We start from the raw sequence: 18169 nt of genomic DNA, 5'->3' as shown, positions 1-18169 counted from the left end.
ACTAACCCTCTGGGAACTGTCTTACCGCTTCAAGCAGCGCGGCGTCATTTGCAGCACGGCTAACAAAAATCGGTTTGTTAATGCCAAAGTCTTTGGCTTTGGCTTTCATGCGATCACTGACAACAATCCAATGTTTATCGCAAAGCCAATCATTGGGGAGGCTATTAAATGCATTCTGCATCAATTCACCACTTGTTGCGATAATACAATCGACGGATTGCTGCTGCCAATGACTTGTTGTTTTTTCCGGCGTGATGGCTTGACGTCGGTATAAATCACATTCTACAACAAGACATCCGACCTGTTGTAATGTTGTTTTAATTGTTTGTCGTCCCCCTTCACCTTTTAAAATGACCACTCGTTTGGGGGGGCGGTGATGTTTCTTACTATTAGCGAACTGTTTTGATGAGGAAATAACAGGGGAGAGTAAGTTTAGTAGCCCCTCACTGGTTTCGATCTCGGGGCTTTTAAAATGACCTAATTCGGACAAAGTGGAAGCGGAACTTTGTCCGACCGCATAGCAATGCAGCGTAGAGAAGTCGGGGCAAGACTGCTGTGCTTTTAAAATATCAGCCGCTATTTCAGCGGCTTTGGTACTCGTTACAAGGATGATATCGTTGTTATTCAAAGCATGAAGTGCTGGTAAAAGTATGTTTTCTACATTTTCCATCGGCTGTAGCCGCATGAGCGGTAATCCTGTGCAACTCACATTGTGCGCGGTCAAATACGCGCACGTTCGCTCACATTTTTCTTCTGGTCGAATAACAAGGTAATGCATTAGTCGTGAAGTAATGCGCTGAGGATTTTATCTGCGCCTTGTGCAATCAGGTCATTGGCGACGTTTTCTCCAATGGAAACTGCGTCGGAAACCTTTCCTGAATATGCCGCCCGGATAATCTCGCTTCCATCGGTTGCTCCGACCAATCCACGAAGATGCAGAGTGTCTCCGTCTAACTGAGCGAAGCTGCCAATTGGTACCTGACAGCCGCCTTGAAGCTTAGCGTTCATGGCGCGCTCGGCAGTGATTCGGTGTGCCGTATCCTGACAATGCAGGACTGACAGAATCTCGATAAGTTCCGCATCATCATTTCGGCATTCAATGCCAACAGCACCTTGTCCAACGGCAGGAAGGGACTGTTCAGGTTCAATAAAAGAGCGAATACGCTCAGGCATTTCCAAGCGAATGAGCCCTGCTGATGCAAGAATAATGGCATCAAATTGGCCTTCATCTAACTTTGCAAGACGGGTGTTTACATTGCCTCGTAAGTCTTTAATGATGAGATCGGGGCGGCTGGCTTTTAACTGACATTGTCGACGCAAGCTGGAAGTGCCTACGATACTGCCTTGAGGCAACTCATCAATGCTATTGTAAGTATTGCTGACGAACGCATCGCGAGGATCTTCTCGAGGGCAAATAACATGAATCCCGAAACCTTCTGGCATCTCAACAGGGACATCCTTCATTGAATGTACAGCAAGGTCGGCGCGACCTTCTTGCATGGCGATTTCTAATTCTTTAATGAATAAACCTTTGCCGCCAATTTTAGCGAGTGGTGAATCAAGGATTCTGTCACCTTGCGTACTCATTGGTAGTAATTCAACTGTGAGGTTGGGATGATTTTCCTGCAACTTTGCTTGTACATATTCTGCTTGCCACATTGCCAAGGCACTTTTTCTGGTGGCAATTCTGATAGTCCTATTGCTCATTCGGTTGCTCTATATTTGTTGTGAATTGATAAAGGTGATGTGCCTTGTTTTACAAGAGGCACGTAAGGTACTCCTTAACACTTCATGTTCGCTTAAATCGGCGTGAAAGGAAATACCCGATGAGACGTTAATCCCGTATTTCAAAAGTAAATCTATGAGCTTGGCGTTGTTCGTTATTGACCCAAACTTGCACTTCCCATTGACCTTGTAACACGCTGTTAAGGCGCTTGCTTGAATAAGTGCGCCAGTTATCACTGCCAATTGGAAGCTGAACAACAGCCTTTTCTTCTCCGTTTAAAAACCATTTGTGAACAACGGTTTGTCCGTTCATTTTCGTAACGTGGTTAAAGAAATAAACGGTAGTAATTTCCCCTGCTTTGCCTTGCACAAAGTCAGTTAAATCATCGGTTGGTTCACGCGCTTCAATTGCACTAGTTAACTGACTTCGAGCAATATCAGCATGGGCTAATTGGAGGCTCAAAAGTGTATAAATAAAAACGCTGTTTACAATGAACTTAAATAAATCACGCATAACACATACTCGGGCGATATTAGGCTAATCGTTCTTGAAGCCAGCGGGAGATGTCATGTAGTTGTTCCAAACACACATTATGTTGCATTGGGTACTCTTTCCACGAAATCGCAAACCCGTTGTCTTTCATATTAGTGTAGGCGTTTTTGCCAAGCTGAATAGGCACAACATCATCAAATTGACCGTGTGCGGCAAAAATAGGCGTGTTTTTGTTAGTGTCTGACCACTCAGAAAATGTGCTCGGGTTATCGCTCATATAGGTAGACAAGCAAATCATGCCTGCAATTTTCTTTTGCAAGCGAGCACCAAGGTAATAGGCAATGACGCCACCTTGAGAGAATCCTGCCAAAATAACGCGTTCTGCGGGTACGCCTTTAGCCATTTCAGATTCGATGAGTGCTTCAACCATCGCAGTTGATTCCTGCACGCCAGCTTTGTCTGCGCGGTCTTCAAAATTCATGGATTTGATGTCGTACCATGCGCGCATTTGAAAACCGTTGTTAATGGTGACAGGACGGATAGGGGCATGTGGGAAAACAAAGCGAATTTTGTGGTCCGCAGGTAGGTTAAGTTGCGGCACAATCGGTGCAAAACCATTTCCTGAATCACCTAGACCATGAAGCCAGATAACGACTGCATCGTGTTGAGTTTGTGGGTTCACTTCGACAAAAGGGAGTAATTCAGCCGACATGGTTTCTCCTTTTTAGGGACTGGCTTGTAAACAAAAAATAAACAATGAGAATGTAAGAAGCTTGTAATTTACTACGCATCCGAATGAATGCAAGTTATCATAAAGGGATGTTTTGAATCATGATGTAAAACGAACGAATTGTTATGTCAAAAACCCCCGGTAATTTATTCATTCTTTCTGCCCCTTCCGGTGCGGGCAAGTCCAGCCTGATTAAAGCGTTGCTAGAGCGTTATCAAAGCGACGCCCAACAACAAGTACAAGTTTCTGTTTCCCATACCACGCGAGCGCCTCGTCCCGGCGAGCAAGATGGCGTACATTATCATTTTGTTGATCAAGACAGCTTCAAATCCTTGATTGATAAAGGCGTGTTTTTTGAGTGGGCAGAAGCGTTTGGCAATTACTACGGTACATCGAAAGAAACCATAGAAAGCACTTTGCAACACGGCATTGATGTGTTTCTGGATATTGAATGGCAAGGCGCACGACAAGTCAAAGAGCAAATTTCCGATGCGTGTACCATCTTTATTGCACCGCCATCCAAGCAAGCCCTATTGCAACGTTTGACGGGAAGAAATCAAGATAGTGAAGACGTGATTGCAGGGCGCATGGCGAAAGCTGAAGCGGAAATTTCGCATTACCACGAATTTGATTATATTGTGGTCAACGATGATTTTGATAAGGCATTGGCAGATATTGACGCTATTGTATGTAGCCAACGTTTACGTAAAGAAAGGCAAGTGCTTCGGCAAAAAGCCTTGTTTGATGATTTGCTGAAATAGCAATTTAATTGCAAATGTACTTAAGGCGCGGTTTTTTACTTGGCTATTGCTCAATAAATGAGTAAACTACGCGACCTTTTTTTAAATAGATTTACTATCAACGGAGAATTGCATGGCCCGCGTAACCGTAGAAGATGCTGTCGATAAAATTGGTAATCGCTTTGATTTGATCATGGTGGCTGCTCGCCGTGCTCGTCAACTTGCTACAGAAGGCAAAGATGCGCTTGTTCCGGTAGGTAACGATAAGCCAACCGTAACTGCACTTAGAGAAATTGAAAAAGGCTTAGTGACCGCAACTTCCCTTGATAATGCTGAGTTACAAGACAAGCAAGCTCAAGAAGAAATGGAGTTTGCTTCCGTTGGAAACATTCTTTCAGAGCAATAATCTTAATTGCTCATTATTAATTTGCTAAATGCCGAGTATTATCCGGCATTTAGCCTTTGCAAGCTCAACAAATCCTCGTATCCTGTACCTAAGGTAACTGACATCTCCATAATCCCACGTGTATCTCTTTGAAGGTTTAAAACAGAAAATTTGCGAATACCTTCCTCCACAAGAAGTTAAAAGGGTGGAGGCGGCTTTTGTGCTTGCAAAACAAGCACATGAAGGGCAAATGCGCTCTAGCGGAGACCCTTACATCACGCATCCCGTGGCGGTCGCCGGAATTCTAGCTAACATGCGCATGGATCATGAAACCATCATGGGAGCGCTACTTCACGATGTCATCGAAGATACCAACTATTCAAAACTGGATCTGGCAGGTGAGTTCGGTGAAGTCGTAGCTGAATTAGTTGAAGGGGTATCTAAGCTCGATAAGATTCAATTTCGAAGCAAAAAGGAAGCGCAAGCGGAAAATTTCCGAAAAATGATGATGGCAATGGTCGAAGACATTCGCATCATTTTGATTAAGCTTGCCGATCGTACCCACAACATGCGCACTCTTGGCGCGTTGCGTCCCGATAAGCGCCGCAGAATTGCAAGAGAAACTCTCGAAATTTACGCCCCTATAGCTCACCGCTTAGGTATACACGAAATTAAAAATGAGTTAGAAGACCTCGGCTTTCAGGCGATGCACCCAATGCGTTATCGCGCACTTAACACGGCGGTTAAGCAAGCACGAGGTAATCGAAAAGAAATTATCGAAAATACTCGTCAAGAAGTCATTAGTCGACTCAAGGAAAAAGCCATTCCCGCAGAAGTCATCGGCCGTGAAAAACACTTGTATTCCATTTACCGCAAGATGAAAAACAAAGAACTGTTATTTAACCAAATAATGGATATTTATGCTTTTCGTGTAGTGGTAAATACCGTTGACGATTGTTATCGAGTTATTGGTTGTATGCATGGCTTATACAAGCCTATTGAGGGACGTTTTAAAGATTACGTGGCTATTCCTAGAACGAATGGGTATCAGTCGTTGCATACCTCTTTGGTCGGTCCTCATGGCATCCCCGTCGAAATTCAGATCCGCACTGCGGATATGGACGAGATGGCTGATAAAGGTGTTGCCGCACATTGGAGCTACAAAGAAGCCGACAGTAACCAATCAACCACATCACAAATGCGCGCGCGTAAATGGATGCAATCGCTTTTGGAATTGCAGCAAAGTGCCAGTTCTTCATTCGAGTTCATTGAAAACGTTAAAGCTGACCTCTTCCCCGATGAAATTTACGTATTTACCCCAGAGGGTAAAATTATCGAATTGCCGATGGGCGCGACCCCAGTAGATTTTGCTTATGCTGTGCATACCGGCATTGGTAATGCCTGTGTTGGTGTGAAAGTCGATAGAAGTAATTACTCACTTAATAAGCCATTAGAAAATGGTCAAACTGTCGAAATTATTACATCGCCTAGAGCACATCCAAACGCGAATTGGTTGAACTTTGTGGTGACGGCCAAAGCCCGTGCTCATATTCGTCAATTCTTGAAAAAGCAACGTTCAGAAGAAGCGGTTACGCTGGGAACGCGACTATTACGTCACGCGCTCGGTTCATCGGTAAAATTAGATGATATTCCAGAAGAGTCAATTCAACGGGTCGTTAGTGAAACACAACACCAAGACTTCTACTCGCTACTTGCTGATATTGGTTTAGGTAATGAGTTGAGCGCTATTATTGCCCGTCGTTTGATTGGTAATGAAACGAAAAGTGATGTGCTTAGCGATAAGAAAACCAATGTTGCAATTCAAGGAACCGAAGGTCTATTGGTTTCTTACTCTCGTTGCTGCCACCCGATTCCAGATGATCAGATTATTGCTGTGCTTAGTCCCGGAAAGGGGATGCTGATTCACCAAGTGGGTTGTAGCAATATTCGTCGATTGGTGAGAGAAGAACCACATCGCGTGTTACCTATGAAATGGGAAGAAGATGCGATTGGTGAGTTTAAAGCGGCAATTCGTGTTGAGCTTATTAATCATCAGGGGACGTTAGCTACGTTGACCAATAGTGTTGCAGCGTGTGATTCCAACATCATCGGATTACAAACGGAAGAAAAGGAAAGCAATGTTTATTACGTCGACTTAGAGCTGACCACTAAGAACCGTTATCACTTTTCTAAAATTGTGCGTAAGATCCGTACCATGCCAGAAGTTCAGTCGGTTTCACGGCATAGTCAAAATAAGCAATCAAACTAGGAACCCGTTATGAGCAGAAGTATTATTCAAACACATAAAGCCCCCGCCGCAATCGGTACATATAGCCAAGCTGTTAAGGTTGGTTCAACGGTTTATTTATCTGGGCAAATCCCCCTTGTTCCAGAAACGATGGAAATGGTTTCCGACGATTTTGCAGAGCAGGCTCAGCAAGTTTTTTCAAACTTAAAGGCGGTTTGTGAAGCGGCAGGTGGCAGCATCAACGATATGGTAAAAGTCAATATTTTCCTGACAGACCTGAGTCAGTTTGCCACGGTAAATGAGATCATGAGCCAGCACTTTGATGAACCTTATCCTGCTCGAGCGGCAATTGAAGTGGCGGGTTTACCTAAGGGCGCCCAGATTGAAATTGATGGCGTGATCGAACTGCCTTAATTCAATCACATTCCGTTTTTCCCGATAAAAGAAGTTGCTGTGTCCCCAGAGCGTTATCACAAAATCCGAAGCGTATTGAGTCGCAGACAAACAGATTTAACCGTTTGCTTGGAAGATGTTCATAAGCCGCACAATGTTGCGGCAATTATGCGAACCTGTGATGCCGTTGGAATACATCAACTTCATGTCCTTTGGGATACAAAAGCTCAGATTCGCAGAGGCACAGCCAAAGGCAGCCACCTTTGGGTGAAAGCCAAATCTCACGATTCAACTCCCAATGCAATTAACGCCTTTAAGCACCAAGATATGCAGGTTTTGGTGACGCATCTTTCTGATGATGCAGTTGATTATCGAGACATTGATTACACGCAACCCACTGCTATTATTCTTGGAAATGAAAAACAGGGTGCGTCTAATGACGCGATTCAAGCCTCAGACAAACGCATTACTATTCCCATGTTAGGCATGGTGCAATCGTTAAATGTTTCGGTTGCTGCTGCGGCGATTCTATATGAAGCGCAACGACAGCGACTTTTGGCGGGATTGTATGAAAATCCTCGGCGGGGTTTAGACGAAGCCACGATTCAAGCGCTGTTGTTTGAACGAGGGCATCACGCTTTGTGGCGTCATTGTTTGAAGAAAGGTTTGCCTTATCCACAAATCGGCAACGAAGGGGAAGTGGTTGCGGATGCATCTTGGTGGCAACAAATGCAACTGACACCAGCAGCATTAAGTACCTTGAGGGATGCAGACGAAGACTCCGAAGCATTCACCATCGATAATTAGTGACAAATTATCCCATTTTAACCTTCCTTTTAGTTGCAAATATTTACCCTTCAGAATACATTGCAGCATCGCCCGCATTAATCCGTTTTGGGTGAAAGTTACTGTTTTCAAAACAGGTCACGTAGCATGGTTTTATTTTATAGCTGTTGATAAATGGAGTAATGATGAAAAAGTTAATTGCTTTTTGCATAGTAATGATGGCAAGCGTTTTGAGTATTGCTAATGCCAGTGAACCTTCTCGTGAAATTGCAAAGAGTGCAGATGACGTTCGCCCAATTCTAAATGGGCAGAATATCCCTAATACCACTATTTACACACCACAAGGTAACGCAGTAAAGCTTCACGATGTGATTAAAGAAAAGCCTTCTGTGATTATTTTCTACCGTGGAGGTTGGTGTCCTTACTGTAATGCGCAGTTAGCGGATTTGAGAAACATAGAAGACAAAGTAACAGCGTTAGGCTATCAGCTTATTGCGATGTCACCAGACAGTCCTAAACGTTTGAGCGCTCAGGAAACAAGCCAAGACTATAAAGTGAGAATCTTCTCCGATAGAGATTTTGAAACAACGCAAGCATTTGGTATAGGCTTCTTTTTGGATGACAAAGTAGCGGACAAATATCGTAATAAATTAGGCGTTGAGTTCGTGGATATTAACGGAACATCTCGAGTCGCGTTACCGGTTCCATCGGTTTACATTGTTGATACTTCGGGCAAGGTTCATTTCCAGTACATCAACCCGAACTTCACCGTTCGTTTAGATTCAGAGTTGTTGTATCAAGCTGCATTAATTTCTGATCTAAAATAGTCTCTTCTATAAGCCAGTCTCAGCTTACAGGCTGGCTTTATCTTCACCACCTTTCTTCCTTGTTATTAAAAAATCCAGCTTTTTACGGATTAAAATCGGCTTTTTTGTTTTTACTGGTTTTATATTCAGTATAAATCAGTAACATAAAGCGAATTCACAGCAATCGAAAGCTTCATTCCTTCATGCGGTCACTTGGAAAACAACTCATCACCCAACTTAATGGCGTTGGCGATAAAGTTGCGGAAAAACTCAAAAACTTAGGGATCGTCACTATTCAAGATGCGCTGTTTCATTTGCCATTACGCTATGAAGATCGCACTCGCGTTTACCCCATTCAAGATCTACAACCCGGTCAACATGTTAGCGTAGAAGGGAATGTTGAGCGCAGCGACATTCGTTTTGGGAAGAAACGTATGTGGGTCGTTACCATCGGCGACGGAGCATTTCGTTTAGTGCTACGCTTTTTCTACTTTTCTGCGGCACAAAAACAACAGCTCACGCCGGGAACCCGAATTCGCTGTTTTGGGGAAATTCGTCGCGGGCCAACAGGGCTTGAAATGACGCACCCAGAGTATAAGGTGATTAGAGAAAATGAAGCGCTTGACGTTGCTGATAGTTTAACGCCCATTTATCCTACCACCGATGGTATTAAGCAAATAACCCTACGAAAGATTGTTGACCAAGCATTGGAATGGTTAGCCAAGGGCAACTTAACGGAGTTGCTGCCAGAAGCATTATTTACCCAACAACTTACGTTAGAAACCGCGCTAAATACGGTACACCATCCTCCACCGGATATTACTTTAAGCTTGTTAGAAGAGGGTAAGCATCCCGCACAACAGCGTCTAATTATTGAAGAATTATTGGCGCAAAACTTAAGTGTACTCAAGGTTAGAAACCAAGTTAACCAGCATCAGGCGGCACAAGTTGAGGAGTCTAAAACCTTGGTTCCTCAGTTGTTGGCGCAATTGCCATTTACGCCTACTGGCGCACAATCCCGTGTGGTATCGGAAATTGTGGCCGATTTGGCTACTCCACAGCCTATGATGCGTTTAGTGCAGGGCGATGTTGGCTCAGGCAAAACCTTAGTCGCCGCCCTTGCTGCATTGCAGGTGATTGAAGCAGGACATCAAGTTGCATTAATGGCGCCTACCGAGTTATTAGCTGAACAACACGCACAAAACTTTGCATCATGGTTAGCCCCGCTTGGCATCAATGTGCAATGGTTGGCAGGAAAAATAACAGGAAAAGCAAAACAAGCTGCGCTGGACAATATCGCATCAGGTGAAAGCAAAATGGTGGTTGGCACGCACGCACTGTTTCAAAAACAGGTCGCCTTTCATGATTTAGCACTCATTATTGTGGATGAGCAACATCGTTTTGGGGTACACCAGCGTTTGGCATTGCGAGAAAAAGGAGGCAGTGAGTTGTACCCTGAACGCTTTCCACATCAACTCATTATGACGGCTACGCCAATTCCTCGCACCTTAGCAATGACGGCCTACGCCGATTTAGATACCTCCATTATTGATGAATTGCCACCGGGGCGAACGCCTATCAAAACCGTGGTAGTGCCCGATTCTCGACGCGATGAAATTGTTGAACGTGTTCGGCAAAACTGTGTTCACGAACAACGACAAGTGTACTGGGTGTGCACGTTAATTGAAGAATCAGAAGTGCTGCAATGTGAAGCTGCTGAAGATACATGGGAAACGCTGAAAGCGGCATTACCTGAGTTAAACATCGGTTTAGTTCATGGGCGTATGAAAGCCGCTGAAAAGCAAAGTGTTATGAAGCAATTTAAAGATAACGAATTGCACGTATTGGTTGCCACTACGGTGATTGAAGTGGGCGTGGATGTACCTAATGCCAGTCTGATGATTATTGAAAACGCTGATAGACTTGGTTTAGCCCAGTTGCACCAACTGCGGGGGCGCGTTGGCCGAGGCAGTGTATCGAGTCATTGCGTGTTGATGTATCAACCTCCGCTTGGAAAAACCGCACAAAAACGTTTGGGAGTGCTGCGAGATAGCAATGACGGTTTTGTCATCGCTCAGCAAGATCTGGAAATTAGAGGCCCCGGCGAATTGCTTGGCACGAAACAAACGGGATTAGCCGACCTTAAAATTGCCGACTTAGCCAGAGATGCTTACCTCATCCCCCAAATTCAAGAGTGGGCAGTGCAAATATGGCAAGATTACCCATCTCACGCTAACGCAATTATTAACCGTTGGTTGCCCTATAAAGACAAATATGGAAACGCATAAGCACTATGAGTAATTCACCGTCACTTCCTCTACTTTGTACATTTGGCGCAGGAAAAGATAAAGCCATTAAGTTGGCAGAAAAATGGGGCTTTGAGCTCAGTAAAAAAATCACATCGGGATTATTTTTAGAGCTTTCTGTAGAACATTTAGCGTTAAAAAGTGCAGATGAACCTAAATTGAGTGGCGTATTTGTTGATTTTGCTTCTGATGCGTTGTCGTATCGGCGTAAACACGGCGGCGGGAAACAAGAATTTGTGGCGAAGGCGGTTGGCGTAAAAGGTGATGCTCAACTTTCTGTGTTAGATGCAACTGGGGGGTTAGGGCGTGATGCGTTCATTCTCGCAAGCTTAGGGTGTTCAGTGACCTTAATGGAACGTTCATCTGTGGTAGCGGCATTATTAGCGGATGGTTTAGAGCGGGCAACGTTAAGTGACACAGTGGGGAGTTGGTTGCCGGAACGCATTCAACTTATACATGGCGAATCGCAGGATTTGATGCAGCATTGGGAAGGTGAAGCGCCAGATGTGGTTTATCTAGACCCCATGTTTCCTCACCGCAAAAAATCGGCGCAAGTGAAAAAAGAAATGCGTTTATTTCAGAGTTTGCTAGGCGGTGATTTAGATGCTGATGAGTTATTAGTACCGGCGCTTGAACTGGCAAAAAAGCGAGTGGTTGTTAAAAGGCCGGGGAGTGCAGAAGTGTTAGCTGGAAGGAAACCTGATACAACGGTAAATAGTAAAAAGCATCGTTTCGATATTTACTTCACAAATTTGGGATGAGCCGTTGCTTGCTCAATCCCAAAATTTTTAATATTCAATACGTTGGTTAGTTTAGACGATCTAACAATGCCGCACCGATAGGGCTACCAATGTGACCATTTTCTTCGGCCCATTGTTTTACGGTTTTACCATCAGATTCTGCCTCATCCAAATCTGATTTCCGCATTTTCTTAATAATATATTCACCCGTTTTATTTGAGCCATTGCTCATTGCGTAACGAATGAGGGATTCACCACCACATGAGATACCCGTGTAATAATCACCGACTCTTACGCTGTAATCTCTTTTCACTTTATTGAGTTTCTTACGTAACTCAGACTTATCGTCATTCTTAACGATTGTGCAAATATTTGCTAAGTCTTCATTTATGTCAGCAAAACTTGAAAATGAAAAAATGCCAGTTACTAGCACGATAAAAATTTTTAAGAACGACTTGTTCATTGCTTCACCTGTATAACCAAAATGTCTATTAAAAATCGGATCATTTCTTTTAAAAGCGCGCGTTTAAAATAACTTACAACATTTAAAAGCGTTAAAATTAATTACGGTCAAAATTAAAATATTGCTTTTAGGTTACTTAAATAACCTACCCTGATTCTTTTAAAATCGTATGCATAAAGTGAAATACATAATACCGATTTTTGACTCGATTTCCTCTAAAAAATGTTAAAAAACACTTCTTACATTGTTCTAGCAGTCTGTAATTTTGAACGAGAGAAAAATAATAACCTCATGAAATTATAGGTAAAAAATGTATCTCTTTACAGTGCTATACGTCAGCAGGTCATAGAAGACCGTGAAATATCGTTAAAATTTCAAGTTGGGTCTATATTTTTCTAGAGCCCACGATAATAGAGAGAATTCGTTTAGCTATTATTCTTATATCGGCAATCGTTATGGTTTCGTAAATTGAGGTTTTTGTCTTCATTCGGAAATTATTTACACGTCATTTTGTCAAGCAGATGACGCAGGAACTTTAACTCAAAAACCTAGACGCTTGTGAATTAAGCGATAGACGCCATTAAAAGTTCGGTATACTGCGACCAAACAAAACAGGGGCCAATTAGTTAAGTGAAAACAGACGTTATTATTATTGGAGCAGGGGCGGCAGGTCTATTTTGTGCAGCAGAAGCGGGCAAGCGAGGTCGGCATGTATTAGTTTTAGATCACGCGAAAAAGGTTGGACGCAAAATACTGATGTCTGGTGGAGGACGTTGTAACTTTACCAATATGTATTGCTCTCCTGAGAATTTTATATCCAGTAATCCTCACTTTTGTAAATCTGCACTAAATCAGTATTCACAATGGGACTTTATAACATTAGTAAATGAGTATGAAATCCCTCATCATGAGAAAACATTGGGTCAGCTTTTTTGTGACGATAGCGCTAAGGACATCGTAAATTTGCTACTAAATGAATGCCAAAAGCAAAACGTAGGCATTCAAACACAAACCGATATTCTTAGTATTGAGCGTGAAAATAACGGTTTTAGCTTAAAAACGAACAGGGGCGAAATGTGGTGTGAAAGCCTTGTTGTTGCAACAGGTGGACTTTCTATGCCAAAACTCGGAGCGACACCGTTTGGTTATAAAGTTGCTGAACAATTCGGGCACAATGTTCTTCCTACTCGCGCAGGATTAGTCCCCTTTACTTTGCACGATCAAGACAAAGCCGTCCTAGCCGAGTTAACCGGTGTCGCCGTGCCTGTTACCGCCACATGCGATCAAATCAGCTTCAATGAAAGTATGTTGTTTACCCACCGAGGCTTAAGCGGCCCTTCCATGTTACAAATATCATCTTATTGGCAACCCGGGCAGACACTCGAAATTGATTTAAACCCACGTCATGACTTAGCCACTTTTCTGCAACAAGAGCAAAAAAAATCGCCTAAAGCGCAACTTATTAATGTGCTCACACATCATTATCCAAAGCGTATGGTACAAACTATGTTGCCTTATTTGGATATTGTTAATAAGCCTATGAATCAATATCAAGGCAAGCAACTTGAGCAAATTGCCGAAAAAATACATCAATGGCGCATCAAACCCAACGGTACTGAAGGTTATCGTACTGCGGAAGTCACTCTTGGCGGTGTCGATACCGACCAATTTTCATCCAAAACTATGGAAAGTAAATTAGTGCCGAATCTGTTTTTTGTTGGCGAAGTGCTCGATGTTACCGGTTGGTTAGGCGGTTATAACTTCCAGTGGGCTTGGAGCAGTGGTTGGGTGGCAGGGCAGAATTGTTGATTTATTTTGGCATAATAAAGTTTGTACACTGAATAAATAGTTTGTACATAAATCGAATTTGGAATAATAAAGTTTGTACATTGGTCTATACTGGCTTTTAGCAATTAATTTTGTGGAGCCAGTGACTTGCCCCGCTTCAGAGATTTAAAAACGTTCAAAGATTTCCAAAGAGCGCTTAAGAACAAATATGGTATTGGTGAAGGCGAAAGCTACAAGCCTTGGCTACGGGTTCAAGATGTCCCGTCTAGAGGTAGTAGTGCGAAAATCCAAGGAATAAAAATTGATAGGGAACACCACACCTTGTCAGAAGGTGAAAGCGCTTATTTTTACTTAGCCGAATATCGTGACAGCGTCATTGATATCCGAGAGCAGTTTCCTCTCCTCCCTATTGATCTATCTATCAAGATCGCAAGTTATTTAGGTGTAGTTCACCCAACTATCCCAGACTCAAAAGCTCTAAACGTAATGACAACAGATTTCGTTTTAACATGCTTTGATAAAAAGAAAGGTACTTGGTACGAGGCTGTGTCGGTTAAATCGAAAGAGGAAGATTTAGCCAATAAGCGCACAGCTGAAAAGTTAGAAATCGAGCGAATTTGGTGGCAACTACTGGATATCCCATTTCGTGTTTATGTGAACACGCCAGAAAGCCAAAGTAAGTCAAAGAATATCCAGTGGTTCACAGCGCCTTTGAGACATGGAGAAGTTTTCCCTGATTCTTTAATTTTTGCAGCCTGTGATTTACTGCATGTAGGACCAATGATAACTGATCAAGTTTGTTCTGAGTTTTCATTGAAATTTGATATCGACGGAGCACAGGCTCTTAGTTTACTCAAAACACTATTTGCTAAAAAAATTGTTGATGTAAACCTAGATAATCCGATGCCAGAATCAGGAGTGTTTGAAGTTATTAATATTTCACAAGCTAGGGCGAAACAACATGCAGGTTGAGGTAAATAGTGTTTGGAATGTTGGTTCTCTAGATGGCTGCGTTGACGGCTTATATCGAGTTTTAGCGGTTTACTCAGAAATTGATCGGATCATATTATTCATTATTCGTGATGAAAAAAAACTGGAAAGGCCGTTCAGTGCATCTCTTAGTTCTTTCCTTGAACTAGTGAAACAAGAATCAATCACTGTATCCAAATATGAGCTTCCCGCCTACCTATCCTATAAGGATGAGGATATTCCTAAAGTTCAGCTTCTTAAAAGGGATAACAACTACCGGCTTATAGCTGACTTGGTTTCGCAGCCAGATTTCTTGTTAGATATAACGACTAACACTAGAAGCAAATTGGTCGTTGCTCAGGCCAAGAAACAAAACACCTACGTTCAAAAAATCTATAGAGCTCTGAATCTGTATTGGAAATATGGTCAGGAGTCTAACGCCTTGCTCCCTGCTTACAAGCTTTCTGGTGGTGCAGGGAAAGCTCGCCCTGCTGGCAATGTCAAAAGAGGAAGACCTGTCCAACTGTCAACGCCAAGCTTATTTGTTTCTCAAGGCGTCAACACAGGTGAGCAAGACAAAATCAACATTCAAAAAGCTATGCAAAAGTTTGGTCTAAAAGGTAAGAAAGTAACTTTTAGTACAGTATATGAGCAAATGCTGAAGGAGTTTTATTCTGCGGAATTGCTTTTGTCAGAGACTGAGCATAGAGACCCTAAAGTTCCAAACTACCGAAGTTTTCTCTATTGGGCTAAAAAGCTAATACCGCAAAATGAACTGATCAGAAAGCAGACAAATAAGGGGGATTTTGAACGTAACCGTAGAGGATTGATAGGTAGCGCAACCGATCACACAGAAGTGCCCGGAAGTTGTTTTGAACTGGACGCGACGGTTCTGGATGTTCATATTGTTTCTGAGTTTCAACGGAATCATGTATTGGGAAGACCAACTCTTTATTGCTTGGTGGATAAAGAGAGTCGAATGATCGTTGGTTTGCATGTGTCGATGGAGTACGCATCATGGCGAGCAGGCAGACAGGCTTTAGTGAATAGCTTTACATCAAAAAAGCAATACTGTGAAAGGTTTGGTATTGAAATAGAGGATGATGATTGGCCCTGCCACCATATACCCCAAAGATTGCTTTGTGACCGTGGAGAATTTATCTGTAAAGATGCTGAACAACATGCCGTGCCATTAATAGGTCACTTGAGTTTTGCACCACCTTATAGGGCAGATTGGAAAGGCACCGTTGAGCGTCGCTTTAAAATTCTGAATGATAAGTTAGTACATCAATTGATGGGAACGACCAGAGGTCGACATCATATTCGAGGAGATAAAGATCCTCGCTTAGAAGCGGCATTAACCTTAAAAGAAGTGACTAAGATGCTTATTGATGCTGTGCTTGAGCACAACAGCTCAGTCTTTGATGCATTAGCAGCTCAAACGACACTGCTCATTGAATCAGACTTAAAGCCAACCCCACTAAATTATTGGAATATTCATCTTCAAAAACATAAGCATTCTTTGATCAAAGCAAATGAAGCTGATATTCGGGCGCGGCTCTTACCGTCAGTTAACGTGTCCATGACAAGTAAAGGTATACGGCTAAATAAAGACATGTATTACCAATGTGATCGTATTGAATTTGAAACTTGGAAGACGATTGCTCGTAACTCTGGCAACTGGAAACTAGAGGCTAGAATTGATCAGGATAATTCATCGTTTATTTATGTTCGACTGCAAAGCGGTGAAAACTTTACTCGATGCGAATTAATGAAGCGCTCTTCCATTTTTGAGGAAAAGCATATTGCCGATGTTGTTTTCTTTGAGGATTGGAAAAAGCTTCAGCTAAAAAATGATAAACCCGGTAAAGCATCTTTAGAACGTCACAACCGGAAAAATGAAATCATTGAAAATGCTAGAGAGTCTTTGAAGGCCGAACCACTATTAAATAACAAGGCTGAAAGAACTAAAGATATGAAAGAGCGCCGTAGACAAGTGATTCTTGATAGCAGGTTAACTCCAGGTGAAGTCGATCTTACAGATGAGTCATTAAACTCGGACATTGGGCAGGCAAGTAGCCCCATAAACAAAAAGAACAAAGTGATTTCGATACTCAAACGCAAGAAGGAGAAGGATTTGTGAAGTCTCGTTTCGCAAAATACCAAGCAGCAATTCTCCCAGAGTATAGAGGGAATCCACTAATTGAGGCTCTCCCACCAAAACCAAGAGATGAAGAGTTATTAGATAAGCTTGGATATTTTCCACCACACAGCGATGAAGAAAGAAAATTGGATGCTTTTGAACGGTTGGAATATCTCGTCCGACTAGATTACTTAAGGCAGCCCCTTCCTGTTTATATTGAGGTTTATCGTTATATAGAAGCTGCACTTAAGGAAGGGTATTCAGCTAAAAATCCATTTTCTCCCACGACGGCTAACTATTTGCATTATCCGCTAGATAAGCGCCCATCGATTGAACCAAGAACTGGTTTCTTCAAGCCCAAAGGTAGCGGTATTACGGTAATTGGAGAGAGCGGAGTTGGCAAAACCTGCATGCTTGAGCAAATTTTAGGATGCTATGATGATGTAATTGAACATACAGAGTATCACGGTGAAATTCTGCCACTCAAACAAGTAGTTTGGGTAAAGGTTGATTGCCCTGAGGATTCTAGCGTCAGGGCTCTCTGCCATAAAATTTTAGGGGAAATTGGGGCTAAGCTAGGGCATAAGCCAGAAAAGCCTGCATCGACCATCCCTGCATTGCTAGAACAAATAGAGGCAAAAATAAAATCAGGCTTTTTAGGAATATTGGTTATTGATGAGATGCAAAATCTCAACTTGGCAAAAACGGGCGGTGCTGACCGGCTGCTGGCCTTTTTGCATAACCTAGTTAACAATTTGGGTATTCCTCTGCTTTTCTGTGCTAACCCACCATTTAATAAACTGCTGGAACAAACCCTTAAGACAGCCAGAAGAGCTGAAAGTAGCGGCTATGTGGATGTTGAACTTTTAAAGAATGATGATGAATGGGAACTGTTTGTCGAAGAATTGTGGGAGCTTCAATGGACAGATGTTGAAACTCCTTTAACTAAGCAATTAAGCGATAAATTATACGAACTATCGATAGGCAACTTAGATTTAGCCATGCGGGTTTATAAGGAAGCGCAGCGCCAAGTAATTGGCAGCGGAGATGAGCGAATTAATGAAAGTGTGTTGGAGCTCGCAGCTAACATCACGATAAGGGCATCTAAAAAGTCAGTCGAAAAAATAAAAAAAGAAAATAAAATTTCTCTCTTGAAGAGAGGTAAAGCAAAAAGAGCAGAATCAGAAAGTCCTAAGTCGGCAACTGAAAAGCCAGAAATTACTCAGCACAATAAAAAGCTTATCACAATCCCAGGTGATTTAAGCCGCCCTCATCATCCTGAATTTGCCGATCTACTCAATGAATTAAGAGTTGATGATAGCCTCGCTGAACACATTTCCGATCCAGACATTATTCAACAAGCTGCAAAACAAAAAGAGCCACTTAAATTTCTTAAAGTACATGGACTGCTTTGCGACGAACCGTTGAAAGATTTGTTATAGGTGTAGAGGCTT

General features: G+C 42.5%; 17 protein-coding genes. 12 read left to right on the top strand and 5 right to left on the bottom strand.

All coding sequences use genetic code 11. From position 1 onward, the window contains the following. Position 1: 1 nt before the first annotated feature. From HJG39_RS12590 to HJG39_RS12575, 4 genes are all read right to left on the bottom strand, one after another. Entirely contained in the window at positions 2-778 is a 777-nt protein-coding gene (locus HJG39_RS12590; RefSeq protein WP_268409591.1) for a uroporphyrinogen-III synthase, read from the bottom strand. Then, positions 778-1707 (bottom strand): hydroxymethylbilane synthase, encoded by a 930-nt coding sequence (hemC, locus tag HJG39_RS12585; protein WP_268409590.1) that lies wholly within the window; start codon positions 1705-1707, stop codon positions 778-780. Before hemC ends, HJG39_RS12590 begins: the two co-directional genes overlap by 1 nt. A gap of 127 nt (positions 1708-1834) precedes the next feature. Beyond that, on the bottom strand, positions 1835-2239 hold the full coding sequence (locus HJG39_RS12580) for a DUF2914 domain-containing protein (protein ID WP_268409589.1): 405 nt from the start codon (positions 2237-2239) through the stop codon (positions 1835-1837). Positions 2240-2258: 19 nt separating this feature from the next. After that, entirely contained in the window at positions 2259-2930 is a 672-nt protein-coding gene (locus tag HJG39_RS12575; protein ID WP_268409588.1) for an alpha/beta hydrolase, read from the bottom strand. A 143-nt stretch (positions 2931-3073) separates the two neighbouring features. Between HJG39_RS12575 and gmk the strand changes: the two genes are divergently transcribed. The 8 genes from gmk to HJG39_RS12535 all read left to right on the top strand — a co-directional run bounded on the left by gmk (position 3074) and on the right by HJG39_RS12535 (position 11373). Then, entirely contained in the window at positions 3074-3709 is a 636-nt protein-coding gene (gene gmk, locus HJG39_RS12570) for a guanylate kinase (protein WP_268409587.1), read from the top strand. A gap of 112 nt (positions 3710-3821) precedes the next feature. Next, entirely contained in the window at positions 3822-4094 is a 273-nt protein-coding gene (gene rpoZ, locus HJG39_RS12565; RefSeq protein ID WP_268409586.1) for a DNA-directed RNA polymerase subunit omega, read from the top strand. 118 nt (positions 4095-4212) lie between these two features. Beyond that, on the top strand, positions 4213-6342 hold the full coding sequence (spoT, locus tag HJG39_RS12560; RefSeq protein ID WP_268409585.1) for a bifunctional GTP diphosphokinase/guanosine-3',5'-bis pyrophosphate 3'-pyrophosphohydrolase: 2130 nt from the start codon (positions 4213-4215) through the stop codon (positions 6340-6342). A gap of 9 nt (positions 6343-6351) precedes the next feature. Beyond that, positions 6352-6735, top strand: coding sequence for a RidA family protein (locus tag HJG39_RS12555; RefSeq protein WP_268409584.1), 384 nt, complete (start codon positions 6352-6354; stop codon positions 6733-6735). 39 nt (positions 6736-6774) lie between these two features. Then, the gene (gene trmH / locus HJG39_RS12550; RefSeq protein ID WP_268409583.1) at positions 6775-7521 is read left to right on the top strand and encodes a tRNA (guanosine(18)-2'-O)-methyltransferase TrmH; all 747 of its coding nucleotides are present in this window, start codon (positions 6775-6777) and stop codon (positions 7519-7521) included. Positions 7522-7685: 164 nt separating this feature from the next. Continuing rightward, on the top strand, positions 7686-8327 hold the full coding sequence (locus HJG39_RS12545; RefSeq protein WP_268409582.1) for a peroxiredoxin-like family protein: 642 nt from the start codon (positions 7686-7688) through the stop codon (positions 8325-8327). A gap of 182 nt (positions 8328-8509) precedes the next feature. Further along, the gene (recG, locus tag HJG39_RS12540) at positions 8510-10594 is read left to right on the top strand and encodes an ATP-dependent DNA helicase RecG (protein WP_268409581.1); all 2085 of its coding nucleotides are present in this window, start codon (positions 8510-8512) and stop codon (positions 10592-10594) included. Positions 10595-10599: 5 nt separating this feature from the next. Further along, complete coding sequence (locus HJG39_RS12535) at positions 10600-11373, top strand: class I SAM-dependent methyltransferase (RefSeq protein ID WP_268409580.1); 774 nt, start codon at positions 10600-10602, stop codon at positions 11371-11373. 46 nt (positions 11374-11419) lie between these two features. Here the strand turns inward: HJG39_RS12535 and HJG39_RS12530 are convergent, their stop codons facing one another. Then, a complete protein-coding gene (locus HJG39_RS12530) occupies positions 11420-11815 on the bottom strand; it encodes a DUF3718 domain-containing protein (protein WP_268409579.1) in 396 nt (131 codons plus the stop codon). A gap of 630 nt (positions 11816-12445) precedes the next feature. On the opposite strand from HJG39_RS12530, the gene HJG39_RS12525 reads away from it, so the two are divergent. The 4 genes from HJG39_RS12525 (at position 12446) to HJG39_RS12510 (ending at position 18157) form a co-directional block, all read left to right on the top strand. Then, on the top strand, positions 12446-13624 hold the full coding sequence (locus HJG39_RS12525) for an NAD(P)/FAD-dependent oxidoreductase (RefSeq protein ID WP_268409578.1): 1179 nt from the start codon (positions 12446-12448) through the stop codon (positions 13622-13624). A gap of 126 nt (positions 13625-13750) precedes the next feature. Next, complete coding sequence (locus tag HJG39_RS12520; protein ID WP_268409577.1) at positions 13751-14575, top strand: TnsA endonuclease N-terminal domain-containing protein; 825 nt, start codon at positions 13751-13753, stop codon at positions 14573-14575. Then, positions 14565-16715, top strand: coding sequence for a transposase (locus HJG39_RS12515; protein ID WP_268409576.1), 2151 nt, complete (start codon positions 14565-14567; stop codon positions 16713-16715). Before HJG39_RS12520 ends, HJG39_RS12515 begins: the two co-directional genes overlap by 11 nt. Beyond that, positions 16712-18157 carry an ATP-binding protein gene (locus HJG39_RS12510; RefSeq protein ID WP_268409575.1) on the top strand — a complete coding sequence of 482 codons (1446 nt, stop codon included), beginning with the start codon at positions 16712-16714 and terminating at the stop codon, positions 18155-18157. The genes HJG39_RS12515 and HJG39_RS12510 overlap by 4 nt, the downstream gene beginning before the upstream one ends. Positions 18158-18169 lie beyond the last annotated feature (12 nt).

Source organism: Alteromonas sp. a30 (assembly GCF_026788005.1).
In the GTDB taxonomy this organism is placed as follows: Bacteria; Pseudomonadota; Gammaproteobacteria; order Enterobacterales; family Alteromonadaceae; genus Paraneptunicella.
The sequence above is the reverse complement of the archived record's forward strand: the minus strand, read 5'-3'. Positions and strand labels throughout refer to the sequence as shown.